The sequence below is a fragment of the Citrobacter sp. Cb031 genome, assembly GCF_030336725.1.
Lineage (GTDB): Bacteria > Pseudomonadota > Gammaproteobacteria > Enterobacterales > Enterobacteriaceae > Citrobacter > Citrobacter braakii.
On record NZ_JAOWDA010000032.1, the window covers coordinates 39,290 to 61,426 of the forward strand.

Annotated in this window: 28 protein-coding genes; 15 read left to right on the top strand and 13 right to left on the bottom strand. The window is 52.5% G+C overall.

Annotation, left to right across the window (positions count from 1 at the left end; genetic code table 11):
• The 7 genes from flgH to flgB are packed head-to-tail and all read right to left on the bottom strand — an operon-like array spanning window position 1 to window position 5,144.
• Window positions 1-699, bottom strand: coding sequence for a flagellar basal body L-ring protein FlgH (flgH, locus tag OGV93_RS13350; RefSeq protein WP_016152630.1), 699 nt, complete (start codon window positions 697-699; stop codon window positions 1-3).
• Window positions 700-756: 57 nt separating this feature from the next.
• Entirely contained in the window at window positions 757-1,539 is a 783-nt protein-coding gene (gene flgG / locus OGV93_RS13355; RefSeq protein WP_003036202.1) for a flagellar basal-body rod protein FlgG, read from the bottom strand.
• A gap of 13 nt (window positions 1,540-1,552) precedes the next feature.
• Window positions 1,553-2,308 (bottom strand): flagellar basal body rod protein FlgF, encoded by a 756-nt coding sequence (locus OGV93_RS13360; protein WP_016156188.1) that lies wholly within the window; start codon window positions 2,306-2,308, stop codon window positions 1,553-1,555.
• A 20-nt stretch (window positions 2,309-2,328) separates the two neighbouring features.
• Window positions 2,329-3,582, bottom strand: coding sequence for a flagellar hook protein FlgE (flgE, locus tag OGV93_RS13365; RefSeq protein ID WP_016152628.1), 1,254 nt, complete (start codon window positions 3,580-3,582; stop codon window positions 2,329-2,331).
• A gap of 26 nt (window positions 3,583-3,608) precedes the next feature.
• Window positions 3,609-4,307, bottom strand: a complete 699-nt coding sequence (flgD, locus tag OGV93_RS13370; protein WP_016152627.1) for a flagellar hook assembly protein FlgD — start codon at window positions 4,305-4,307, stop codon at window positions 3,609-3,611.
• Window positions 4,308-4,319: 12 nt separating this feature from the next.
• Window positions 4,320-4,724, bottom strand: a complete 405-nt coding sequence (gene flgC / locus OGV93_RS13375) for a flagellar basal body rod protein FlgC (RefSeq protein WP_006685091.1) — start codon at window positions 4,722-4,724, stop codon at window positions 4,320-4,322.
• A 3-nt stretch (window positions 4,725-4,727) separates the two neighbouring features.
• Window positions 4,728-5,144 (bottom strand): flagellar basal body rod protein FlgB, encoded by a 417-nt coding sequence (gene flgB / locus OGV93_RS13380; protein WP_016152626.1) that lies wholly within the window; start codon window positions 5,142-5,144, stop codon window positions 4,728-4,730.
• Window positions 5,145-5,301: 157 nt separating this feature from the next.
• Here flgB and flgA point away from each other — a divergent pair, with 157 nt between their 5' ends.
• The 3 genes from flgA to flgN all read left to right on the top strand — a co-directional run bounded on the left by flgA (window position 5,302) and on the right by flgN (window position 6,774).
• A complete protein-coding gene (flgA, locus tag OGV93_RS13385; RefSeq protein WP_016156187.1) occupies window positions 5,302-5,961 on the top strand; it encodes a flagellar basal body P-ring formation chaperone FlgA in 660 nt (219 codons plus the stop codon).
• 93 nt (window positions 5,962-6,054) lie between these two features.
• Complete coding sequence (flgM, locus tag OGV93_RS13390; RefSeq protein ID WP_016152624.1) at window positions 6,055-6,348, top strand: flagellar biosynthesis anti-sigma factor FlgM; 294 nt, start codon at window positions 6,055-6,057, stop codon at window positions 6,346-6,348.
• Between the two features lie 3 nt (window positions 6,349-6,351).
• Entirely contained in the window at window positions 6,352-6,774 is a 423-nt protein-coding gene (gene flgN, locus OGV93_RS13395; RefSeq protein WP_016152623.1) for a flagella biosynthesis chaperone FlgN, read from the top strand.
• Between the two features lie 85 nt (window positions 6,775-6,859).
• On the opposite strand, the gene murJ is transcribed toward flgN, so the two are convergent.
• The 4 genes from murJ to rimJ all read right to left on the bottom strand — a co-directional run bounded on the left by murJ (window position 6,860) and on the right by rimJ (window position 10,810).
• Entirely contained in the window at window positions 6,860-8,395 is a 1,536-nt protein-coding gene (gene murJ / locus OGV93_RS13400) for a murein biosynthesis integral membrane protein MurJ (RefSeq protein WP_016152622.1), read from the bottom strand.
• Between the two features lie 223 nt (window positions 8,396-8,618).
• A complete protein-coding gene (locus tag OGV93_RS13405; protein WP_049282342.1) occupies window positions 8,619-9,542 on the bottom strand; it encodes a Gfo/Idh/MocA family protein in 924 nt (307 codons plus the stop codon).
• A gap of 1 nt (window position 9,543) precedes the next feature.
• On the bottom strand, window positions 9,544-10,191 hold the full coding sequence (locus OGV93_RS13410) for a YceH family protein (protein ID WP_049040969.1): 648 nt from the start codon (window positions 10,189-10,191) through the stop codon (window positions 9,544-9,546).
• A 34-nt stretch (window positions 10,192-10,225) separates the two neighbouring features.
• Complete coding sequence (gene rimJ / locus OGV93_RS13415; protein ID WP_006685101.1) at window positions 10,226-10,810, bottom strand: ribosomal protein S5-alanine N-acetyltransferase; 585 nt, start codon at window positions 10,808-10,810, stop codon at window positions 10,226-10,228.
• Window positions 10,811-11,069: 259 nt separating this feature from the next.
• Between rimJ and mdtH the strand changes: the two genes are divergently transcribed.
• The 9 genes from mdtH to OGV93_RS13460 all read left to right on the top strand — a co-directional run bounded on the left by mdtH (window position 11,070) and on the right by OGV93_RS13460 (window position 17,815).
• A complete protein-coding gene (gene mdtH, locus OGV93_RS13420) occupies window positions 11,070-12,278 on the top strand; it encodes a multidrug efflux MFS transporter MdtH (protein ID WP_287109615.1) in 1,209 nt (402 codons plus the stop codon).
• Window positions 12,279-12,392: 114 nt separating this feature from the next.
• Window positions 12,393-12,953: a lipoprotein gene (locus tag OGV93_RS13425; protein ID WP_016152618.1), complete on the top strand. Its 561-nt coding sequence runs from the start codon at window positions 12,393-12,395 to the stop codon at window positions 12,951-12,953.
• Window positions 12,954-13,058: 105 nt separating this feature from the next.
• Window positions 13,059-14,105 carry a dihydroorotase gene (pyrC, locus tag OGV93_RS13430; RefSeq protein WP_137381091.1) on the top strand — a complete coding sequence of 349 codons (1,047 nt, stop codon included), beginning with the start codon at window positions 13,059-13,061 and terminating at the stop codon, window positions 14,103-14,105.
• Window positions 14,106-14,170: 65 nt separating this feature from the next.
• Window positions 14,171-14,416, top strand: a complete 246-nt coding sequence (dinI, locus tag OGV93_RS13435) for a DNA damage-inducible protein I (RefSeq protein WP_003036157.1) — start codon at window positions 14,171-14,173, stop codon at window positions 14,414-14,416.
• A gap of 339 nt (window positions 14,417-14,755) precedes the next feature.
• Window positions 14,756-15,010 (top strand): biofilm formation regulator BssS, encoded by a 255-nt coding sequence (gene bssS / locus OGV93_RS13440; protein ID WP_003036154.1) that lies wholly within the window; start codon window positions 14,756-14,758, stop codon window positions 15,008-15,010.
• 114 nt (window positions 15,011-15,124) lie between these two features.
• On the top strand, window positions 15,125-16,243 hold the full coding sequence (gene solA, locus OGV93_RS13445) for an N-methyl-L-tryptophan oxidase (RefSeq protein WP_049269882.1): 1,119 nt from the start codon (window positions 15,125-15,127) through the stop codon (window positions 16,241-16,243).
• Window positions 16,244-16,295: 52 nt separating this feature from the next.
• Complete coding sequence (locus tag OGV93_RS13450; protein ID WP_003036148.1) at window positions 16,296-16,409, top strand: YceO family protein; 114 nt, start codon at window positions 16,296-16,298, stop codon at window positions 16,407-16,409.
• A 262-nt stretch (window positions 16,410-16,671) separates the two neighbouring features.
• Entirely contained in the window at window positions 16,672-17,238 is a 567-nt protein-coding gene (locus OGV93_RS13455) for a cytochrome b (RefSeq protein WP_016152615.1), read from the top strand.
• A gap of 1 nt (window position 17,239) precedes the next feature.
• Window positions 17,240-17,815, top strand: coding sequence for a YceI family protein (locus OGV93_RS13460; protein WP_047359340.1), 576 nt, complete (start codon window positions 17,240-17,242; stop codon window positions 17,813-17,815).
• Window positions 17,816-17,861: 46 nt separating this feature from the next.
• On the opposite strand, the gene trhO is transcribed toward OGV93_RS13460, so the two are convergent.
• On the bottom strand, window positions 17,862-18,914 hold the full coding sequence (gene trhO, locus OGV93_RS13465; RefSeq protein ID WP_016156181.1) for an oxygen-dependent tRNA uridine(34) hydroxylase TrhO: 1,053 nt from the start codon (window positions 18,912-18,914) through the stop codon (window positions 17,862-17,864).
• 220 nt (window positions 18,915-19,134) lie between these two features.
• Here trhO and OGV93_RS13470 point away from each other — a divergent pair, with 220 nt between their 5' ends.
• The 3 genes from OGV93_RS13470 (at window position 19,135) to OGV93_RS13480 (ending at window position 21,890) form a co-directional block, all read left to right on the top strand.
• Entirely contained in the window at window positions 19,135-20,055 is a 921-nt protein-coding gene (locus tag OGV93_RS13470; protein WP_016152612.1) for a Kdo(2)-lipid IV(A) acyltransferase, read from the top strand.
• A 155-nt stretch (window positions 20,056-20,210) separates the two neighbouring features.
• Window positions 20,211-21,431, top strand: a complete 1,221-nt coding sequence (mdtG, locus tag OGV93_RS13475) for a multidrug efflux MFS transporter MdtG (RefSeq protein ID WP_016156180.1) — start codon at window positions 20,211-20,213, stop codon at window positions 21,429-21,431.
• A gap of 81 nt (window positions 21,432-21,512) precedes the next feature.
• Window positions 21,513-21,890 carry a MysB family protein gene (locus OGV93_RS13480; RefSeq protein ID WP_016152610.1) on the top strand — a complete coding sequence of 126 codons (378 nt, stop codon included), beginning with the start codon at window positions 21,513-21,515 and terminating at the stop codon, window positions 21,888-21,890.
• Here the strand turns inward: OGV93_RS13480 and OGV93_RS13485 are convergent, their stop codons facing one another.
• Window positions 21,891-22,118, bottom strand: coding sequence for a YceK/YidQ family lipoprotein (locus tag OGV93_RS13485; protein ID WP_016152609.1), 228 nt, complete (start codon window positions 22,116-22,118; stop codon window positions 21,891-21,893).
• Window positions 22,119-22,137: the final 19 nt, after the last annotated feature.

The window sequence follows — 22,137 nt, forward strand, 5'->3', positions numbered from 1 at the left end:
TTACATCGGCGACAAGTTAAGGAAGAAACGCTGCAACCAGCCCATATTCTGCGCTTCATTGATGTAGCCGTTGCCGACATACTCAATACGTGCGTCCGCAACCTGAGTTGACGGTACGGAGTTGCTGCCACTGATGGTGCGCGGGTTAACGACCCCGGAGAAGCGAATGAATTCAGTGCCCTGATTAATGGCGATCTGTTTTTCACCCACAACATGTAAGTTGCCATTCACCAGTACCTGATCGACCGTTACGGTCAGCGTACCGCTGAAGGTATTGCTGGCGTTCGCGCCGCCTTTACCGTTAAAGGTGTTACCGCCTGAAGCTTCTACGTCAGCACGCTCGTTGCCAAACAGTCCTTGCAAATAACGCGGTACGGTATCAAAACCAAAGTTGGTCTTGCCGTCGCGGCTGGCATTAGCCGAAGAACTTTTGCTCGCGCTGACGTTTTCCTGCAATACGATGGTCAACGTATCGCCAATATTGCGCGGACGGCGGTCTTCGAATAGCGGCTGATAACCGTAGTTAATCGGTTGGGCCGACTGGAAGATAGATCCATTCGCCACCGGCGTCGGGCCAGGAACAGGCTGGGCAGATGTTGCGCCCTGCACGAGGGGCGTGGCCGGGATCCAGGCGCATCCTGTCAATGAAACCACCAACAGGGCTAAAATTGGGTATGGGTGAAGCGCGTATTTTCGCATTGCGGTCATCTTCAAAATCAGTGTGCCGGTGAGGCTTTCACCCCACCGGGCCACACTTTAGAGTTGCGTCAGTTTTTGCAGCATCTGATCGGTGGTCGATACCGCTTTACTGTTGATTTCGTAAGCGCGCTGAACCTGGATCATGTTTACCAGCTCTTCCGCCACGTTGACGTTAGAGGTTTCAACATAACCCTGGTACAGCAGACCCGCGCCGTTCAGCCCCGGAGTGCTCTCATTCGGCGCACCGGATGACTGCGTTTCGGTGTACAGATTCTCACCAATGCTTTCCAGACCGGTATCGTTCATAAAAGTAGTCAGGTTAAGCTGCCCAACCTGAACCGGTGCTGCCTGGCCCTGCTGGGTTACGCTGACGATACCGTCGCGTCCAATGGTGATACTGAGCGAGTTAGCCGGGATGGTGATAGCCGGCTGAACCTGAAAACCACCCGCAGTCACTAGTTGACCGTTCTGATCCACCTGGAAAGAACCGTCACGGGTGTAGGCGGACGTGCCATCAGGCAGCATGACCTGGAAAAAGCCCTGCCCTTTAATCGCCACATCTTTACTGTTGTTGGTCTGCGACAGGTTCCCCTGGCTGTGTAAACGCTCAGTCGCGACCGGGCGCACACCGGTACCAATCTGCAAACCAGACGGCAGTGTGGTTTGTTCAGAAGACTGGGCGCCAGGCTGGCGAATCGTCTGGTACAACAGATCTTCAAACACGGCACGTTGACGCTTAAATCCGTTGGTGCTGACGTTTGCCAGGTTGTTGGCAATCACATCCATGTTGGTTTGCTGCGCATCCAGGCCGGTTTTGGCGATCCATAATGAACTGATCATAAAATGTCCTGTATTAACTCATCGACAGCAGTTGGTTGGCGCGACCCGCGTTATCATCCACGCTACTGATAATCTTCATTTGCATTTCGAAACGACGGGCGTTGGCGATCATGTCACTCATCGCGGCTACCGGCTTAACGTTACTGCCTTCCAGCACACCCGACATAACGCGAATGCTGGGGTCAGCCTGTAACGTAGCGCCACGGGTAGCCTGCGCGGCCTGGGTCAGACGGAACATACCGTCATCGCCACGTTGCACTTCACTCCCCGTGGCCTTCACCAGTTTCAGTCGCCCAACTGGCGCAACGGTGTTAGCCGGATCGCCAGGGTTGAGCGCCGAGATCGTGCCGTCTGCCGCAATGGTGACTTCTGAACCTTCCGGTACGGCTATTGGTCCGGCTTCGCCAATCACCGGGTGTCCCTGAATGGTCAGTTCCCCCGTAGGGCTTACCTGAATGGCGCCATTTCGGGTATATCCTTCGCTACCGTCCGCGGTCTGCACAGCCAACCAGCCATCCTGTTGCAGCGCCACGTCCAGCGGACGTGAGGTATAGTCCATCTGACCCGGCGTCATATCGGCCCCCGGCGTGGAGGCCACCACCAGCGTACGCGTCGGTAAAGACAATCCTTCAACGGGAACCGCGCGCAGCGCATTGAGCTGCGCACGAAAACCCGGCGTTGAGGCGTTTGCCAGGTTGCTGGCCGTCACCGCTTGTTGATTCAGCGTCTGACTGGCCGCGCCCATGGCGGTATAAATTGCGTGATCCATTAAGCCATCCCGTCAGGCGCTTAGCGCAGGTTGACCAGCGTGTTGAGGATCTGGTCCTGGGTTTTGATGGTCTGCGCGTTCGACTGATAGTTACGCTGGGCGACGATCATATTCACCAGTTCTTTACTCAAATCCACGTTTGATGCTTCCAGCGCGCCGTTGGTCAGCTTGCCGAAGTTACCCTCGCCTGCGGTACCCAGCAGCGCCACGCCGGAAGACTGAGTAGCTGCCCAGACGTTGTCACCCTGAGAAGCCAGACCTTCGTTGTTGGCAAAGTTTGCCAGCACGATCTGCCCCAGAACCTGTTGCTGTTCGTTGGAGTAGTTACCGACCACAGTACCGTCATTGTTAATCTGGTAGCTCACCAGGTCGCCCGGCTTATAGCCATTCTGATTCGTGGCAACGATGTTGTTGGCGCCAGTGTTCTGCTGCATGGAATTGAGGAAGCTCAGAGAGAAATTTGCCGCATCAGCACCGTTAATCTGCCCGGTTGTGATGTTGATTTCCTTTGGCCAGACGGTAGGAGGCGTTGGTACCGCCTCGGCGGCTGTGGCGCTAATCCCTAAGAACACACCATTTTCATTAAAGCGCATAAACCCTGCTGATTTTGCAGCGGCTCCGGTTGAAGCATCCTGTGTGTGAACTTCCCAGGTGTTGCTCTGCGCATTTTTGACATAAAAAATATTCATGTCATGGGCGTTACCCTGGCTATCGAAAACGGTAACGGTGCCTTTTTTGTTGTAGGAATCCGCATCGCTGGGATTAAACGGGGTCTTCGTTGGCACCTTGTCAGTGGAGTTCAGGTTGATCTGCATTGACGCAGTCGTGGTGGTTTTAGCCGCCATCAGCGTATTCGGGATAGTGATCGGCGCCGGGTTAGCACCTTGCTGTATCGTTGGCGGTGTACCGGTAGCCGGATAGCCCGTCAGCTGTAGCCCCTGCATGTTGACGATATTGCGGTTTTCATCGAGCTTGAACTGACCGTTACGGCTGTAGAAAACGGAACCGTTGCTGTCTACCATGCGGAAAAAACCGTTCTGGCTGATAGCGACATCCAGCCCGCGACCGGTGTTGGTCGTGGTACCGTCGGTAAAGTCCTGGGTAATGCCCGCAACTTTAACGCCCAGACCCACTTTAGAACCGGCGAACATATCGGCAAAAGAGGCCGTACCGGATTTAAAACCGTAGGTGGCGGAGTTGGCGATGTTGTTACCAATGACATCGAGGTTGGTCGCTGCAGCGTTCAGACCGCTGACCGCTTGTGAAAAGGCCATGACTTACTCCTGATAAGTGTGAAGGCTTAAATGATCTGCCGTACTTCGTCGAGGGTGGTGGTTCCATAGGTGCCCAGATCCAGCGTATTACCGCCGTTGCTGCGAATAACGCCCTGCACCAGCGCAAACTGAAGCGGCTGAGCCACCAGTTGTGTTCCGCCATTACTGGCAGCAATTGACACGTTGTAAGAACCGCTTGGCGCATCCGTGCCATCGGTCATGGTGCCGTCCCAGGTAAAGGTATGAACGCCCGCTTTCAACCCACCAATATCAATGGTGCGTACCACCTTGCCGTCTTTATCGGTAATGGTTGCGGTAACCTTATCTGCCGGTTGCTGCAGTTCAACGCCAAACGGCGTGGTAGTGGTTTTTGCGCCCTCTTCCGTACCTTTACCGGTCAGGATGGTGGTGCCTGGGATCATGACACCGTGGCCAATCAGCGTACTGGCCTGCAGCGACTGACTGTTGTCGATCTGCCCGGAGATCGATCCCAGCGTGGTGTTCAGTTTCTCAATTCCGCTCACGGTACTGATTTGCGCCAACTGGGTGGTCAGTTCGTTGTTTTGCAGCGGGTTGGTTGGATCCTGGTTTTTCAGCTGTGCAACCAGCAGCGTAAGGAAGCTGCTTTGCAGGTCCGCGGCGTTGCTGCCCGTCAGCGAACTCTTCCCCGTTGCGTCATTCACACCCGTCGTGCTCGGGTCATTCATTTTTACAGCAATAGACATGTGCGCCTCCTTTTACTGGCCTAGCGTCAGCGTTTTGAGCATCAAGCTTTTCACCGTATTGAGCACTTCGACGTTTGCCTGGTAGCTACGCGAGGCTGACATGGTGTTGACCATTTCGCCGACGACGTCCACATTCGGCATTTTTACGTAACCGTTCGCATCGGCCAGCGGATTACCGGGTTCATAAACCAGCTTATCCGGCGCCTGGCTTTCAATGACGTCAGCGACTTTTACGCCACCGGTTGCCGCACCTGGCGCGGCATCAACCTGAAACACAACCTGCTTCGCGCGATAGGGCTGACCGTCAGGTCCGGTGACGCTATCCGCATTCGCCATGTTGCTGGCCGCCACGTTCAGGCGCTTAGACTGAGCCGTCAGCGCAGAGCCTGCGATATCAAAAATATTTAACAGCGCCACGAATTAGTTCCCTCCTTGCAGCACGTTCATCATGCCTTTGATTTGTCCACCCAACGCGGTCAGCCCCATTTGATACTTGAGGCTGTTGTCTGCAAATTGCGTACGCTCCCGGTCCATATCTACCGTGTTGCCATCGAGAGACGGCTGATCAGGAATGCGGTAGAGCAGTTCCGTAGAAGGAGCGGAAACGGTCTGGGCCGGAATGTGTTGTGCAGAGGTCAGCGTCAACGAGACACCGCCGGTTTCTTCCCGTCCTCGCACCATGACTTTTTTTAATTCACTGGCGAAATCCAGGTCGCGCGCCTGATACCCCGGCGTGTCGGCATTGGCTATGTTGGCCGCCAATACTTCCTGGCGTTGGGCGCGCAAATTCAGCGCTTCCTGTTGAAAACGTAAGGCGGCGTCGAGCTTATCGAGCATATCTCCTCCGCAAATGACAAAATTCAGCCGACAGCTTAAATCCCATTACGCGCGCGTTATCGCCGGAATAAACGCAAAATGCGTCGCTATTTGTTGCGTTGATGACTGCGTCACACAGGTAGAATCCTGTCACTACCTGAAAAAGCGCGAGGTTTTGATGCAAACGTTTAAACGTGGAGTCGTCGTGGCAGCACTGCTGTTCAGTCCTATGACGCTGGCGCAAGACCTGAATTCACAGCTGACGGCATGGTTTTCCCAGCGACTGGCCGGATTTAGCGATGAGGTCGTCGTTACTATCCGAACGTCGCCAAACTTATTGCCGAGCTGCGAACAACCAGCATTAAGCGTGTCCGGGAGTGCAAAATTGTGGGGTAATGTGAACGTGCTGGCGCGCTGCGCCAACGAGAAACGTTATCTGCAGGTGAACGTGCAGGCCACGGGAAACTACGTTGTTGCCGCCGCGCCCGTCGCTCGGGGTAGCGCCCTGACTTCGGCCAGCGTAACGCTAAAACGAGGTCGACTGGACCAACTCCCTCCGCGCGCCGTGCTGGATATGAATCAGGTGCAGGATGCCGTAAGCTTGCGCGATCTGGTGCCAGGTCAGCCGATACAGCTTTCCATGTTGCGCCAGGCATGGCGAATCAAGGCCGGTCAGCGCGTCCTGGTTATTGCCAACGGAGATGGCTTTCGGGTGAATGCCGAAGGTAAAGCGCTGAACAATGCCGCCGTCGCCCAGAATGCCCGAGTACGGATGATTTCAGGCCAGGTGGTGAGCGGTGTCGTCGATTCTGATGGGAATATTCTTATTAACCTATAATAGGTTAAAGATTTTTTAGCGTGTGCCGATAGATAAACAACCAATGATTACAGCGGGCCGCTATAGCGTAACCCCTCGATGAGGATAAACAAAATGAGCATTGATCGTACCTCACCATTGAAGCCAGTAAGTACCGTTCAGCCACGTGAAACCAGCGATGCGCCGGTACAAAAAACGCGGAAGGAAAAAACCACCGCCACCACCAGCACCAGCGTCATGCTGAGCGACGCCCAGGCCAAACTGATGCAGCCCGGCACCAATGACATCAATATGGAACGCGTGGAAGCACTCAAAACCGCAATCCGTAATGGCGAGCTGAAAATGGACACCGGAAAAATTGCCGACTCGCTGATCCGCGAGGCGCAGAGCTACTTACAGAGTAAATAAAGTATGACTCGTTTGTCAGAAATACTTGACCAGATGACGACCGTCCTCAATGACCTGAAAACGGTAATGGATGCTGAACAGCAGCAGCTTTCCGCAGGATATATTAACGGCAGCCAGCTACAGCGTATTACAGAAGAAAAAAGCTCTTTGCTGGCAACCCTTGATTACCTGGAGCAGCAGCGCCGTCTGGAGCATGACGCCACGCGCAGCGCCAATGATGAAATTGCCGAGCGTTGGCAGACCATTACCCGAAAAACACAGGACCTACGCGAACTCAACCAGCACAACGGTTGGCTGCTGGAAGGGCAGATCGAGCGCAATCAACAAGCGATTCAAGTGCTGAAACCGCACCAGGAACCGGCGCTGTATGGCGCAAACGGTCAAACCTCTGCTGCGCACCGCGGCGGGAAAAAATTCTCTATCTGATGCTAGCCTGATAACGTTTTGCTTATCAGGCCTACGCGTTTTGTAGGCCGGATACGGCGTCATGCCGCCATCCGGCATTAATCTGTTACGCCGTCCGGCGCACAAACTCTTTCACTTTAAAGCCCAGCACCGCGAGCGCAGCGAAGTAAGCAGCAATACCGGCCACCACAACGGCCATCAGACGCAGCAGACGCCATAACATCGTTCCCTGCGACCAGTCCGGCATGATGTAGAGCATCCCAACCAGCGCCGCCGACATCACCAGCACAGAAATCACCAGTCGCGCCAGGAACCAGGCCCAACCCGGTTGTGGGGTAAAAATTTTCTGTTTACGCAGTTGCCAGTACAGCAGTGAAGCGTTCAGACACGCCGCCAGACCAATCGACAGCGACAGCCCTGCATGTTTCAGCGGCCCAATAAATGCCAGGTTCATTACCTGGGTCATAATCAGCGTGACAATGGCAATCTTGACTGGCGTTTTAATATCCTGGCGCGAATAAAAACCAGGGGCCAACACTTTCACCACGATCAAGCCAATCAAACCTACCGAATATGCCACCAGCGCGCGCTGCGTCATCGCTGCGTCAAAGGCGGTAAATTTACCGTACTGGAACAGAGAAACCGTCAGCGGTTTGGCCAGAATCCCCAACGCCACGGCGCTCGGTAATGCCAACAGAAAACACAAACGCAGGCCCCAGTCCATCAGACGGCAATACTCATCATGATTACCGCTGGAAAAACTTTTGGATAGCGAGGGCAGCAGGATAGTCCCCAACGCGACACCAAGTACGCCAGACGGAAACTCCATCAGACGGTCAGCATAATACATCCATGACACTGAGCCAGAGGCCAGAAACGAAGCGAAAATCGTATTGATGATCAGTGAAATCTGGCTGACAGATACCCCAAGGATCGCCGGGCCCATTTGCTTGACGACGCGCATCGCCCCCGCATCACGGAAGTTCACGCGCGGCAGCACCAGCATGCCAATTTTCTTCAGGTGCGGAAGCTGATAAATCAGCTGTAGCACGCCGCCAACGGTAACGGCCCACGCCAACGCCAGCACCGGAGGGTGAAAATAAGGCGCAGCAAACAGCGCGAAACCGATCATGCTGATATTCAGAAAGGTCGGCGCAAACGCCGGAATGGAAAAGCGATTCCAGGTATTCAGGATCGCACCCACCAGCGAAGCCAGTGAGATCAGCAGAATATACGGAAAGGTGATCCGTAGCAGTTGAGTGGTCAGCGCAAATTTGTCCGCTGTGTCGGCAAACCCAGGCGCGGTGACTAAAATCACCCACGGGGCAGCCAGCATCCCGGCGACCGTCACCACGGCCAGCGCCAGAGTCAACAGCCCGGAAACGTAAGAGACAAAGACGCGGGTCGCATCCTCCCCCTGCTTACTTTTATATTCGGCAAGAATAGGCACAAACGCCTGCGAAAAAGCGCCCTCAGCAAAGATTCGGCGCAGCAGGTTAGGAAGTTTGAACGCCACAAAAAAGGCATCAGTCGCCATCCCTGCGCCAAAAATTCTGGCGACAATCGCATCACGCGCAAAACCCAGCACACGTGAAAACATCGTCATCGAGCTGACGGCTGCCAGCGACTTTAATAAATTCATCTATGTTGTATTCCAGACTCTGAGGCAAAACCCCGACAAACCTGCCCGTAGGTCGGATAAGGCATGATCGCCGCCATCCGGCACTTTTGCTGTGCCTGATGGCGACGCCGTAGCGTCTTATCAGGCCGACAAACCAGCCTATGGTTGAAAAGAGGTGTTATTTTTGAGTTGGCATATAGTACCTGGATTACAATGAATTACTACCGCCAGATGTTACAGGGGATTATTCAGCCATTGCCTCCCGCCACAGCTTTTCGACAACGCGCTGGGCCAGGAGCGCCTGCTCACCTGCCGTCTGGGGAACCGTCTGATTTTGCACGCACTCAATGAAATGACGTGCGCATCCGGCAAAACCACGCTGTTCCAGGGTAGTTTGCCAGCCTGCTACCGGCTTGTGCACCACTCCTTGCCCGCGTTCTTCCCGCCATTCCCGCATATCCGTGACGTCAATCAGGCCACCATCCGTCACCGCCTGCACGCTCTCGCGCTGGCTACCGGCGCGGCGATGCATACTGGTCGTTATCTGCATTTGCCCGGCAGAAAAATGGTGCTCCGCATAGAGCATCGCGCCGGATTCATTGGTTAACAGCGTACCGTTATTTAACTGCGCTTTCTCTCCCGCCAGCCACAATGCGGTATCGACAACGTGCAGATAGTCGTCCAGTAGAGTGAAGCGCAGATCGTGCGGCCCGACGCTGTCCGTCCGGTGCTTATCCATGCGTACGGACGCCGCATTGCCCAACTGGGATTTGAGATCCTGATACAGCGGCGCAAATCGACGGTTAAACCCCACCATCAGCGTCAGCTTTTTCCGCTCGGCCAGCTCCACCAATTGTTCAGCCTCGCGCAGGTTTTCCGCCAGCGGTTTATCCACGCACACGTGAACCCCGGCATTCAGCAGTTCGCTGACCACCGCATAGTGCGTTGCGGTACTGGAATGGACGAAAACCGCATCGCAGGTTTGCGCCAGATTAACCAGTGAATCAACGTAGGGTATCCGCCAGGTATCACAGATACGCTGCGCTTTTTCCCGCGAAGGTGAAAATGCCCCTTCCAGCGTCCAGTCTGCACTAGCGCCCAGCACGGGCAGCCAGGCCTTTTGCGCAATCCCGCCGAGCCCGACAACGCCGATACGTAATTTATTCACATCAGTCTCCCAGGTGCGCCAGCAAGGAATCAAGCCGTTGCTTAAGCTCCGCGACGTCTGTTTCCAGCGCTTCAACGCGCGCCTGTAGATCGCCCGAAGCTGCCGGAAGTTCATCTACCGTTGTCATCGCTTCATCAACGTCACCGCAAAACAGGTGCATATAACGGCTTTCACGTTTGCCCGGCTCACGCGCCAGGCGAACGACATAAGGACCATCTTCCCGGGTTGCCAGTTTCTCCAGTGTCGACTCTACTTCGGCCATGTCGCTGAATTCGTACATCCGGGAGGCGCGGCTACGCAGTTCACCTGGTGTTTGAGCGCCGCGCAGCAACAGCGTGGTAATGAGCGCGACTTCCCCCGCGCTGAGCTTAAGATTACCAAACTCAGAGTTGCAGAAACGCTGCTCATATTTCGTGACGCGATTACCAAAGCCACTCACCGTACGCAGGAAATGCCGTTTCACCAGGTTATCAAGCTGATCCTGCACGTCGGATTCCGACAGGTTCATCACGGGTTCACGATTCGTTTTTTGATTGCAGGCGGTTACGACTCCGTTAACGGAGAGCGGATACTGTTCAGGTGTAGTCACTTGTTTTTCTAATAAACAGCCAATCACCCGTGCTTCGGTGGCGGTTAATTCGTATTTCATCGTCTTCTCCATTAATCATGGCTGCATCTGAAACTTAGCGGCCGGGGGTCCATTCTGATGTGGTCAACGCCGTCAGCACGTGATCGCGCCACTGCCCGTCAATCAGCAGGTAGTCTTTGGCATACCCTTCTTTTTCAAAACCCAGTCGCGCCAGTAGGTCACCGCTGCGTTTATTATGTGGCATGTAGTTAGCCATAATGCGGTGAATATGCTGCGTGCGCTGCATATAGCGGATGGCCGAGGTTAAGGCTTCATACATCAGCCCCTGCCCCTGCCACTTCTGCGCAATGGAGTAACCGAGATAACAGGCGTGGAAAGATCCCCGCACGACGTTCGAGAAGTTCGCGACGCCAATAATCTCTTTTTCTTCCGGATCGAGCAGCGCAAAGTAATAAGCGGTGCCCTGTTTATGAAACTCAGAGATCATGCTCAGACGCGCCTGCCAGCCTGATGGATAACAGTGGCTTTCATCGCGAATAGGCTCCCAGGGCTTTAAGAAATGACGATTTTCTGCGTAATAATCTGCCAGACGCCAGGCATCACGCTCATGCACTAAACGCACGACCAGGCGGTCCGTGGTTAAGCGCACTTTTGGCACGTTACTGCGATAGCCAAACATTCTATACCTACTCCTTCCCGTAACGTCTTCAATACGCTATTCGCATTACTATACCTGCGCAAATACGCCCTGTGAAAAGAGCAAAATGCCATTTTTTGAATTATTCACACATTTTGATGAAAACTCTCTATCAAGACGGACTTTTGATAAAAAAATATTGTCCCGCGAAGGGTGGGAAAAGCGATGACGACACCGCAGAATAGGAGGTGCTTATCTTTTAAACTCTATCCAGAGTGACGAGTTTTTCCCTGGAGGGGAAATGTCGCAAGTCTCGCAGGCAAGGAACCTGGGTAAATACTTCCTTCTTATCGATAACATGCTGGTCGTGCTGGGTTTCTTCGTCGTTTTCCCGCTGATCTCAATTCGTTTCGTCGATCAAATGGGCTGGGCCGCCGTGATGGTCGGTATCGCGCTAGGATTACGTCAATTTATCCAGCAAGGTTTAGGTATCTTCGGCGGTGCTATTGCTGACCGTTTCGGGGCAAAACCGATGATCGTCACCGGCATGCTGATGCGCGCTGCCGGATTCGCCACCATGGGCATGGCCCATGAACCGTGGCTGCTGTGGTTTTCCTGCTTTCTTTCCGGGCTGGGCGGCACGTTGTTCGACCCTCCCCGCTCGGCGCTGGTGGTCAAACTGATCCGTCCGGAAAAGCGCGGGCGTTTTTTCTCTATTCTGATGATGCAGGATAGCGCCGGGGCAGTGGTTGGCGCGTTGCTCGGCAGTTGGTTATTGCAATACGATTTCCGTCTGGTGTGTGCCACCGGCGCAATTTTGTTCGTTCTGTGCGCGGCGTTTAACGCCTGGCTGCTTCCGGCATGGAAGCTGTCAACGGTGAAAATTCCGGTGCGCGAAGGAATGAGCCATGTGATGCATGACAAGCGCTTTGTCACTTATGTGCTGACGCTGGCGGGCTATTACATGCTGGCGGTACAAGTGATGCTGATGCTGCCAATAATGGTAAACGACATCGCTGGGTCACCGGCCGCAGTGAAATGGATGTATGCCATCGAGGCGTGCCTCTCTTTAACGTTGCTCTACCCGATTGCCCGCTGGAGTGAAAAACGCTTTCGCCTTGAGCATCGCCTGATGGCCGGTCTGCTGGTGATGTCTTTAAGCATGATGCCCATCGGCCTGGTCGGGAATTTACAGCAGTTGTTCACCCTGATTTGCACGTTCTATATTGGCTCAATCATCGCCGAACCGGCGCGTGAAACCCTGAGCGCCTCGCTGGCGAATGCACGGGCCCGGGGAAGCTATATGGGTTTCAGTCGACTGGGACTCGCCATCGGCGGCGCCATTGGTTATATCGGCGGCGGCTGGCTGTTTGACATGGGTAAAGCCCTGGCACAACCGGAGCTGCCCTGGATGATGCTCGGCATTATCGGCTTCATCACTTTCCTGGCGCTGGGGTGGCAATTCAGTCTCAAACGCCCAACGCGTGGTATGCTGGAGCCTGACGCCTGATAGCCAATCTGGTGTACGCGCATTTTTCAGTTTTTTCTGCTGTTACCCGCAGCGCTGGTGCTCGATGATGCTTTGTGTCACGATTACACCACAAGCATCATGTTGAGGAACCCCATGAAAAAGTTTTTTTTTGCCGCTGCACTAATTGTCAGCGGCCTGTTGGTTGGTTGTAATCAACTCACGCAATACACGGTTAGCGAGCAAGAGATTAATCAGGCCCTGGCGAAGAATAATAACTTTTCAAAAGATATCGGTTTGCCTGGCGTCGCTGAAGCACATATCGTACTGAACAATCTCGCCAGCCAGATAGGCCGTGAAGAACCCAATAAAGTGACGCTGACCGGAGACGCCAATCTGGACATGAACTCCCTGTTTGGCAGTCAGAAAGCAACCATGAAGTTGAAGCTAAAAGCCTTACCGGTTTTCAATAAAGAAAAAGGCGCGATTTATCTGCAAGAAATGGAAGTCGTGGACGCTACCGTCACGCCGGAAAAAATGCAGTCGGTACTGCAAACGCTGATGCCTTATTTAAATCAGTCGCTGCGCAACTATTTCAACCAGCAGCCGGCATACATTCTGCGGGATGACAGCAGCCAGGGGGAAGCGCTGGCGAAAAAACTGGCGAAAGGCATTGAGGTGAAACCGGGAGAAATCATTATCCCGTTCACCGACTAATATGACAGAGGGCGCCGATGCGCCCTTTTTTTTCGTGCAAACGAAAACGTTTCCGCTTATCCTTTGTTTCCGGCAAAAAAGACTATCCTCAGCCGGAGCATATTGATGACTGCACCATCCCAGGTTTTAAAGATCCGCCGCCCAGACGACTGGCATCTTCACTTTCGCGATGGCGACATGTTAAAAACTGTCGTGCCCTATACCAGCGAAGTTTATGGCCGCGCCATTGTCATGCCGAACCTGGCTCCGCCCGTCACCACGGTGGACGCGGCTATCGCTTACCGCCAGCGAATTCTTGACGCGGTACCTGCCGGACACGACTTCACGCCATTAATGACCTGCTACTTAACGGATACGCTGGATCCCAATGAGCTGGAACGTGGATTCAACGAAGGCGTGTTCACCGCCGCAAAACTCTATCCGGCCAATGCCACCACCAACTCGACGCATGGCGTAACCTCTATTGATGCCATCATGCCAGTGCTGGAACGGATGGAAAAATTGGGTATGCCTCTGCTGGTGCACGGCGAAGTGACGCATGCGGATATCGATATTTTCGATCGCGAGGCGCGCTTTATTGAAACGGTGATGGAACCACTGCGTCAGCGCTTAACTGCGCTGAAAGTGGTGTTTGAACATATCACGACTAAAGATGCTGCCGAATACGTGCGCGACGGCAATGACCTTCTGGCGGCGACCATTACGCCGCAGCACCTGATGTTTAACCGCAACCACATGCTGGTCGGCGGGATTCGCCCTCATCTGTACTGCCTGCCGATCCTCAAACGTAACGTCCATCAACAGGCGCTGCGTGAGCTGGTCGCCAGCGGGTTTAACCGCGCCTTCCTCGGTACCGACTCAGCGCCGCATGCGCGTCATCGCAAAGAGTCAAGCTGTGGCTGTGCGGGCTGCTTTAATGCGCCGACCGCACTGGGCAGTTATGCCACCGTGTTTGAAGAGATGAATGCACTGGACCATTTTGAAGCCTTCTGCTCACTTAATGGCCCACAGTTCTACGGTTTGTCGGTGAATGAAACCTTTATTGAGCTGGAACGCGTGGAGCACCAGGTCCCGGAGAGCATTGCGCTGCAAGATGATACGCTGGTGCCTTTCCTGGGGGGTGAAACGGTACACTGGTCCGTGAAAAGCTAAAAAAAGTGTAGCCAACTGGTGAGAATAACTGTATAAATAAACAGTATATTCCACAGGGGGCTACTATGCGTATTGAAGTCACTATTGCCAAAACTTCACCTTTACCTGCTGGTGCAATTGACGCGCTGGCAGGTGAACTCTCCCGCCGTATTCAGCACCATTTTCCGGATAACGAAGGTAACGTTACCGTCCGTTATGCCGGCGCAAACAATCTGTCGGTTATTGGTGCCACCAAAGAGGATAAAGAACGCATCAGCGAGATCCTCCAGGAGACCTGGGAAAGCGCGGATGACTGGTTCATCAATGAATAAATAATGATATGCAGTGATGTTTGTTTGCCGGGTCGCCCCGGCTTTTTTATACACACCATCTTTTAATCAATAGTTCATTCCTTCTGGCAAACTGATATTTTAATAATAAATTCCTGGCTATCTTTTAACCACAACACCAAAATAATTGTGCAACATGCTTAAAAAAAATGAATAACATGTCGGTTTGTTAGTCAGATAACGCTGAAAACGAAAATTTTATGTGCTTACCTCTTTAAATTTTCAATGAATACCCTTATTTATTGATATACTGAAGTTGCTTCAGAAAAAACGCATTGAACCTCGAAAACCGTTGTCTAGTAACACGAATTAGGGGGCATGATGGAAAAGAATAATGAAGTCATTCAGACTCATCCGTTAGTAGGATGGGACATCAGCACTGTTGATAGCTACGATGCGCTGATGCTGCGTTTGCACTACCAGACCCCGAATCGTCCAGACCCGGATGGGACTGAAGTTGGTCAAACGCTCTGGTTAACCACTGATGTTGCCAGGCAATTTATTTCGATATTAGAAGCAGGAATCGCTAAAATTGAATCCGGCGATTACCAGGTAAATGAGTATCAGCGACATTAAATCTGATACATCCAACCATCAAAAGGCACCTTTCCGGTGCCTTTCTTATTTCCAGGTTGAATATTCCGGGTCACTTATTTACCCTGCTACTATCGCGATTGCAGAGAGAAGCGGATGAAATACGACTTAATCATAATTGGCAGCGGTTCCGTGGGCGCCGCAGCCGGATACTATGCCACTCGCGCCGGTCTGAAGGTTCTGATGATCGATGCGCATATGCCACCGCATCAGCAGGGCAGCCACCACGGCGACACTCGATTAATTCGTCATGCCTATGGCGAAGGTGAAAAATATGTTCCGCTGGTGCTGCGTGCGCAAACATTATGGGATGAATTATCCACCCAAAATGAAGAACCGATTTTTGTGCGCTCTGGTGTCATCAACCTTGGTCCGGCAGATTCAACCTTCTTAGCGACCGCGGCGCAAAGCGCAAAACAGTGGCAACTCAATGTTGAACAACTGGATGCAGCAGCCATTATGGCGCGCTGGCCAGAGATTCGCGTACCTGAAAACTATATCGGTCTGTTTGAAGCGGAGTCTGGTTTTTTACGTAGTGAGTTAGCGATTAAAACCTGGATCCGTCTGGCGGAAGAAGCAGGCTGTGCGCAGCTATTTAAATGCCCGGTCAGCGCAATTCGTCATAGTGATGATGGCGTCACGGTAGAAACCGCCGATGGTGACTATCACGCGCAAAAAGCGGTGATCAGCGCCGGAACCTGGGTACAGGCATTAGTCCCTGAACTACCGATACAACCGGTACGCAAAGTGTTCGCCTGGTATCAAGCCGATGGGCGTTACAGCGTTAAGAATAACTTCCCTGCCTTCACCGGAGAGCTACCAAATGGCGATCAATTCTACGGTTTCCCGGCAGAAAACGACGAGCTAAAAATTGGTAAACACAATGGCGGACAGGTAATTCATTCGGCAGAAGAGCGCAAGCCGTTTGCCGCTGTAGCCAGCGATGGTTCTGAAGCCTTCCCATTCCTGCGCACAATTCTGCCAGGCGTGGGCTGCTGTCTGCACGGTGCGTCCTGCACCTATGATAACTCACCAGATGAAGACTTTATTATTGATACTCTACCGGAGCATGACAACACGTTGATCATCACCGGGCTGAGCGGACATGGCTTTAAGTTTGCCTCCGTCCTCGGAGAGATTGCGGCAGACTTCGCCCAGGACAAACCGTCTGACTTTGACCTGACTCCCTTCAGGCTAAATCGTTTTAAGCGATAATAAATGAATGGCCTCGTTGGTGAGGCCATTTTTAATGACAGGAATAACGTTGATGCGCCGCATCTTTCACTATCTGGTTAATAATATTCGCGAGCATCTTATGCTCTACATTATTTTATGGTCGCTGCTGGCAATTATGGATGTGATATATATTATGTTTTTCTGAACCCGCAACGCTGACACTAATTGACATAAACTGATATTAACTTAATTTTCATTGCAATTAACTGAACAAGAAAAATACCTTAAACACCCAGAAACCAAGCCTTAATGTCATCCACCCCTACTAATTCCTTGATGATTACTTCACAATTCAATCAATTTTATTGAATCAAAAACAAATATCACCATTATTATTATTTATTAGTTGCATTAATGTCTTTTACGCGCCATTTTCATTCACTTATGAAATATCTAACGGTGCACTTATGCAATTCAATAATACTCCACAACGCTATGGCGTGGTGTCTGCCGCTTTGCACTGGCTGATTGCGATTGCTGTATATGGCATGTTTGCGCTGGGATTGTGGATGGTCACGCTCAGCTATTACGACGGCTGGTATCACCAGGCCCCTGAACTGCATAAAAGCATCGGCGTTGTGCTTATGATGGGGCTGGTTATCCGCGTCGTCTGGCGGTTGATCTCCCCTCCTCCTCCTGCGCTGGCAAGTTATTCCCGTTTCACCCGCATCGCGGCGGCACTGGGTCACCTCGCGCTATACACATTGCTCTTTTCTATTGTCATCAGCGGGTATTTGATTTCCACCGCTGATGGCAAAGCGATAAGCGTATTTGGTTGGTTCGACATTCCTGCCACCCTTGCCAATGCGGGCGCTCAGGCCGACCTCGCCGGTAGTCTGCACCTGTGGCTTGCGTGGACTGTGGTGGTTTTATCGCTTCTGCACGGACTGATGGCCCTGAAACATCACTTTATCGATAACGACGATACCCTGAATCGCATGTTGGGAAAATCGTCATCTGACTATGGAGCTTAAAATGAAAAAAAACCTGCTGGGACTTACACTCGCCTCTCTGTTATTCACCACCGGGTCAGCCGTGGCGGCAGATTACAAAATTGACAAAGAAGGACAGCATGCCTTTGTTAATTTCCGTATTCAGCACCTGGGTTACAGCTGGCTGTACGGCACATTTAAAGATTTCGACGGGACTTTTACCTTTGATGAGAAAAATCCCGCAGCCGATAAGGTTAACGTCACCATCAAAACCAACAGCGTTGACACCAATCACGCCGAACGCGACAAGCACCTGCGCAGCGCAGATTTCCTTAACGTGGCCAAATTCCCGCAGGCGACCTTTAGCTCTACCAGCGTGAAGAAAGAGGGGAACGACCTGGATATCACCGGTAATCTCACCCTGAACGGCGTCACCAAACCGGTTACGCTGGATGCGAAGCTGATCGGTCAGGGCGGCGATCCGTGGGGTGGCACGCGTGCGGGTTTTGAAGCAGAAGGTAAAATTAAGCTGAAGGACTTCAACATCACCACCGATCTCGGCCCGGCGTCTCAGGAAGTCGATCTGATCATCTCAGTGGAAGGCGTCCAACAGAAGTAACGTATGAGTTGCCGGATGGGGCTAAAGCCGCCATCCGGCATGATGACTATTGCGCAGGGTCCGGAATACCCAGTTTGGTATTCAGGCGACCGCGTGACTTATTAAAGATTTTGTTGCCATTTTCACGTCCGGCGCGCAGACGACGTTGCTCTTCTTCCGGCAACTTACTCTCTTCGCTACACAACTCGCTACAGCAGCCGTTATACTTCTGCGCGCAGGCCGGACACTGGATAAACAACAGATGGCAGCCATCATTTTTGCAATTAGTATGGCTGTCGCACGCCGTTCCGCACTGATGACAATGCGCAATAACATCTTCAGAAATCCTTTCGCCCATACGCTCATCAAAAACGAAATTTTTACCGACAAAACGCACAGGAAGCCCCTGTTCACGCGCCTTGCGGGCATATTCAATAATACCCCCCTCAATGTGCCAGACTTTGCTAAATCCGTTGTGTTTCATCCAGGCGCTGGCTTTCTCACAACGGATCCCGCCCGTGCAATACATAACGATTTTTTTATCTTTATGCGCCTGCATCATTTCAACGGCTTTCGGTAACTGGTCGCGGAACGTGTCTGCCGGGATTTCTAGCGCATTCTCGAAATGGCCCACTTCATATTCATAGTGGTTGCGCATATCAATGAATACCGCGTCAGGATCGTCCAGCATGGCGTTTACTTCCGCCGCCTTCAGGTAATCACCTACGTTGCTGGCGTCAAATTGCGGATCGTCAATGCCATCCGCCACGATGCGTTCACGCACTTTCATGCGCAGCACCCAGAAAGATTTACCATCATCATCCAGCGCGATATTCAGACGTAACCCGGCGAATGCGGGATCAAACGCATAAAGCTGCTGGCGGAATGCCTCGACGTTGCTTTGCGGTACGCTGATTTGCGCATTGATTCCTTCATGGGCAAGATAAACGCGCCCGAAGACGCTCAATGCAGTGAACATCTGGTACAGCGCATCACGCGTGTGCTGAGGATTGGCGATGGTGAAATATTTATAGAATGAGATCGTCGTGCGCGGCTCGGTCTCAGCCAACATTTTGGCTTTGAGCGCATCGTTCGAAATGCGGTTGTGTAACACTGGCATGGTGTACGTATCCTGCAAATAGGGAGAAAATGAAAATCGGCGGCATAATAAAGCAAACACCGCCAATTTACATCCACACATTTTACGCTACATTTCTTACTCCAATATAAAAGTGCAACAACAATTGCTGGTTTAATCACCGTTCTCCCGTCACAAATTTTTGATATGCGCGAAAAAATGCGACAATACAGGCAATTGGTCGTTTGAAGACAGGATAGACATGACGAATTTACCCAAGTTTTCGGCTGCGTTACTGCATCCACGTTATTGGTTAACCTGGCTGGGCATTGGCATCCTTTGGTTAATCGTGCAGTTACCCTACCCGGTTCTTTACAAGTTGGGCTGCGCATTAGGTCGTCTGGCATTACGTTTGATGAAACGTCGGGCAAAAATTGTTTCCCGTAATCTGGAACTGTGCTTCCCGCAAATGAGCGAGCAGGAACGCCAGCAGATGATCATCAAGAACTTCGAGTCCGTGGGCATGGGCGTGATGGAAACCGGAATGGCCTGGTTTTGGTCTGACAAGCGCATTTCACGCTGGACGGAAGTTATCGGGATGGAACATATCCGCGACGTTCAGGCGCAAAAACGGGGAATTTTGTTAGTGGGTCTGCACTTTCTGACCCTTGAACTGGGTGCGCGTCAGTTTGGTTTGCAGGAGCCGGGGATAGGCGTATATCGCCCTAACGACAACCCACTGCTCGACTGGCTACAAACCTGGGGCCGTATGCGCTCTAATAAATCCATGCTCGATCGTAAAGACCTGAAAGGAATGATTAAAGCGTTGAAAAAAGGCGAAGTGGTCTGGTACGCGCCGGATCATGACTACGGTCCCCGCGCCAGCGTATTTGTCCCGCTTTTTGCTGTTGAACAGGCCGCAACAACCTCCGGGACCTGGATGCTTTCACGCATGTCGAATGCCTGCCTGGTACCGTTTGTTCCCCGCCGCAAACCTGACGGTAAAGGTTATCAATTGATTATGCTGCCTCCGGAGTGTTCACCGCCGTTAGACAACGCGGAGACTACGGCAGCGTGGATGAATAAGATTGTTGAGCAATGCATCATGATGGCCCCGGAGCAGTACATGTGGCTACACCGTCGTTTCAAGACGCGTCCTGAAGGTTCACCTTCCCTGTACTAAAGCACGGTTGCAGTCCTGTGGACTGCAACACCTTCCCTGCCCGCTTTAGGTTTAACTGCTATCCGCATTGCAGCAACTATCAACCAGGCGCATAATTAGCCTGCTTGCTTATATTCAATCGATAGCGCAAACAGCGCACCACACTGCGGAACGCTATGTCACCCTCAGATGCTCCCATAAACTGGAAACGTAACCTCACCGTTGCCTGGTTGGGTTGTTTTTTAACCGGTGCAGCATTTAGCCTGGTTATGCCCTTTTTGCCCCTCTATGTCGAGAGCCTCGGCGTCACGGGTCATAGCGCCCTGAATATGTGGTCAGGTCTGGTCTTCAGCATCACTTTTCTCTTTTCCGCCATCGCCTCTCCTTTCTGGGGTGGCCTTGCCGATCGCAAAGGGCGAAAAATCATGCTGCTGCGTTCCGCATTGGGTATGGCGATTGTGATGCTGCTGATGGGGCTGGCGCAAAATATCTGGCAGTTCCTGGTCCTGCGCGCCCTGTTGGGTCTGCTCGGCGGTTTCATTCCCAACGCCAATGCGCTGATCGCCACCCAGGTTCCGCGCAATAAAAGCGGCTGGGCGCTGGGAACGCTTTCCACCGGCGGCGTCAGCGGCGCGTTGCTCGGACCGTTGGCTGGCGGGCTGCTCGCGGATCAGTACGGACTACGCCCTGTATTTTTCATCACCGCCAGCGTACTGCTGCTCTGTTTTATCCTGACGCTATTTTTTATTCGCGAACGTTTCCAACCGGTGAGCAAGAAAGAGATGCTGCACATTCGCGAAGTCGTGGCCTCGTTAAAAAATCCCAAACTGGTGCTGAGCCTGTTTGTCACAACGCTGATAATCCAGGTGGCAACCGGGTCCATCGCGCCAATTCTGACGCTGTACGTTCGAGAGCTGGCTGGCAACGTCAGTAACATCGCCTTTATCAGCGGGATGATTGCTTCCGTACCAGGCGTGGCTGCGTTAATCAGCGCCCCGCGACTTGGCAAATTAGGTGATCGAATTGGCCCGGAGAAGATCCTGATTGTTGCTCTGGTCATCTCCGTGCTGCTGCTTATTCCAATGTCGTTTGTACAATCGCCCTGGCAACTTGCCGTTCTGCGCTTTTTATTGGGGGCCGCTGATGGGGCTCTGCTCCCGGCAGTACAAACGCTGCTGGTCTATAACTCAACCAATCAGATCGCCGGGCGTATTTTCAGTTATAACCAGTCATTTCGGGATATCGGTAACGTAACGGGACCGTTAATGGGGGCGGCAATTTCCGCCAACTACGGTTTTCGCGCCGTCTTCTGCGTGACCGCGGGCGTCGTACTGTTTAACGCTTTCTACTCGTGGAATAGTCTGCGCCGTCGCCGGAACACTGAGGCCACGGGATGATTTTTGTGCATTCATACTTGCAATATCGGAGAATCAACTATTATTTCCCTGAATACTTCATTAAATCAAAGGGAGACTCTGATGACCATGTATGCCACGCTGGAAGAAGCCATTGATGCCGCTCGTGAAGAATTTCTGGCTGATAACCCTGACCTTGAGCCCGACGAAGCCAGCGTTCAACAGCTAAGCGTACAAAAATACGTGCTACAGGATGGTGACATTATGTGGCAGGCGGAATTCTTTGCTGATGAGGATGAGGGCGAGGGTGAATGCCTGCCAATGCTGAGTGGTGAAGCGGCCCAAAGCGTTTTTGATGGCGACTATGATGAAATTGAGATCCGTCAGGAGTGGCAGGAAGAAAACACGCTTCACGAATGGGATGAAGGTGAATTCCAGCTGGAACCTCCCCTGGATACCGAAGAGGGTCAGACCGCGGCCGATGAATGGGATGAGCGATAGCTACTCGTAAGGTCCGTGGTGAATGTCGAGCGGGAGCAGCAAAGTATCAAACACCAGCGAAAATGGCAGGTCGAGGATGGTGACGTAGCGCCACGCGGAGTCCCGGACATCCCATTGCACGCCAGGATAGTATTGGTTTCCGTGCCCTTGCCCTGGGATAGTTCGGCTAATAATACTGCCGCATCCACTCAGCAAGCACACCATGATTGCCACTGCCAATATTCGCACCTGATACCTCACGGCTCTT

Coding starts and splice junctions, on each gene's coding strand:
- flgH (WP_016152630.1), bottom strand. CDS start 699: ATGCGAAAATACGCGCTTCACCCATACCCAATTTTAGCCCTGTTGGTG.
- flgG (WP_003036202.1), bottom strand. CDS start 1,539: ATGATCAGTTCATTATGGATCGCCAAAACCGGCCTGGATGCGCAGCAA.
- OGV93_RS13360 (WP_016156188.1), bottom strand. CDS start 2,308: ATGGATCACGCAATTTATACCGCCATGGGCGCGGCCAGTCAGACGCTG.
- flgE (WP_016152628.1), bottom strand. CDS start 3,582: ATGGCCTTTTCACAAGCGGTCAGCGGTCTGAACGCTGCAGCGACCAAC.
- flgD (WP_016152627.1), bottom strand. CDS start 4,307: ATGTCTATTGCTGTAAAAATGAATGACCCGAGCACGACGGGTGTGAAT.
- flgB (WP_016152626.1), bottom strand. CDS start 5,144: ATGCTCGATAAGCTCGACGCCGCCTTACGTTTTCAACAGGAAGCGCTG.
- flgA (WP_016156187.1), top strand. CDS start 5,302: ATGCAAACGTTTAAACGTGGAGTCGTCGTGGCAGCACTGCTGTTCAGT.
- flgM (WP_016152624.1), top strand. CDS start 6,055: ATGAGCATTGATCGTACCTCACCATTGAAGCCAGTAAGTACCGTTCAG.
- flgN (WP_016152623.1), top strand. CDS start 6,352: ATGACTCGTTTGTCAGAAATACTTGACCAGATGACGACCGTCCTCAAT.
- murJ (WP_016152622.1), bottom strand. CDS start 8,395: ATGAATTTATTAAAGTCGCTGGCAGCCGTCAGCTCGATGACGATGTTT.
- OGV93_RS13410 (WP_049040969.1), bottom strand. CDS start 10,191: ATGAAATACGAATTAACCGCCACCGAAGCACGGGTGATTGGCTGTTTA.
- rimJ (WP_006685101.1), bottom strand. CDS start 10,810: ATGTTTGGCTATCGCAGTAACGTGCCAAAAGTGCGCTTAACCACGGAC.
- mdtH (WP_287109615.1), top strand. CDS start 11,070: ATGTCGCAAGTCTCGCAGGCAAGGAACCTGGGTAAATACTTCCTTCTT.
- OGV93_RS13425 (WP_016152618.1), top strand. CDS start 12,393: ATGAAAAAGTTTTTTTTTGCCGCTGCACTAATTGTCAGCGGCCTGTTG.
- pyrC (WP_137381091.1), top strand. CDS start 13,059: ATGACTGCACCATCCCAGGTTTTAAAGATCCGCCGCCCAGACGACTGG.
- dinI (WP_003036157.1), top strand. CDS start 14,171: ATGCGTATTGAAGTCACTATTGCCAAAACTTCACCTTTACCTGCTGGT.
- bssS (WP_003036154.1), top strand. CDS start 14,756: ATGGAAAAGAATAATGAAGTCATTCAGACTCATCCGTTAGTAGGATGG.
- solA (WP_049269882.1), top strand. CDS start 15,125: ATGAAATACGACTTAATCATAATTGGCAGCGGTTCCGTGGGCGCCGCA.
- OGV93_RS13450 (WP_003036148.1), top strand. CDS start 16,296: ATGCGCCGCATCTTTCACTATCTGGTTAATAATATTCGCGAGCATCTT.
- OGV93_RS13455 (WP_016152615.1), top strand. CDS start 16,672: ATGCAATTCAATAATACTCCACAACGCTATGGCGTGGTGTCTGCCGCT.
- OGV93_RS13460 (WP_047359340.1), top strand. CDS start 17,240: ATGAAAAAAAACCTGCTGGGACTTACACTCGCCTCTCTGTTATTCACC.
- trhO (WP_016156181.1), bottom strand. CDS start 18,914: ATGCCAGTGTTACACAACCGCATTTCGAACGATGCGCTCAAAGCCAAA.
- OGV93_RS13470 (WP_016152612.1), top strand. CDS start 19,135: ATGACGAATTTACCCAAGTTTTCGGCTGCGTTACTGCATCCACGTTAT.
- mdtG (WP_016156180.1), top strand. CDS start 20,211: ATGTCACCCTCAGATGCTCCCATAAACTGGAAACGTAACCTCACCGTT.
- OGV93_RS13480 (WP_016152610.1), top strand. CDS start 21,513: ATGACCATGTATGCCACGCTGGAAGAAGCCATTGATGCCGCTCGTGAA.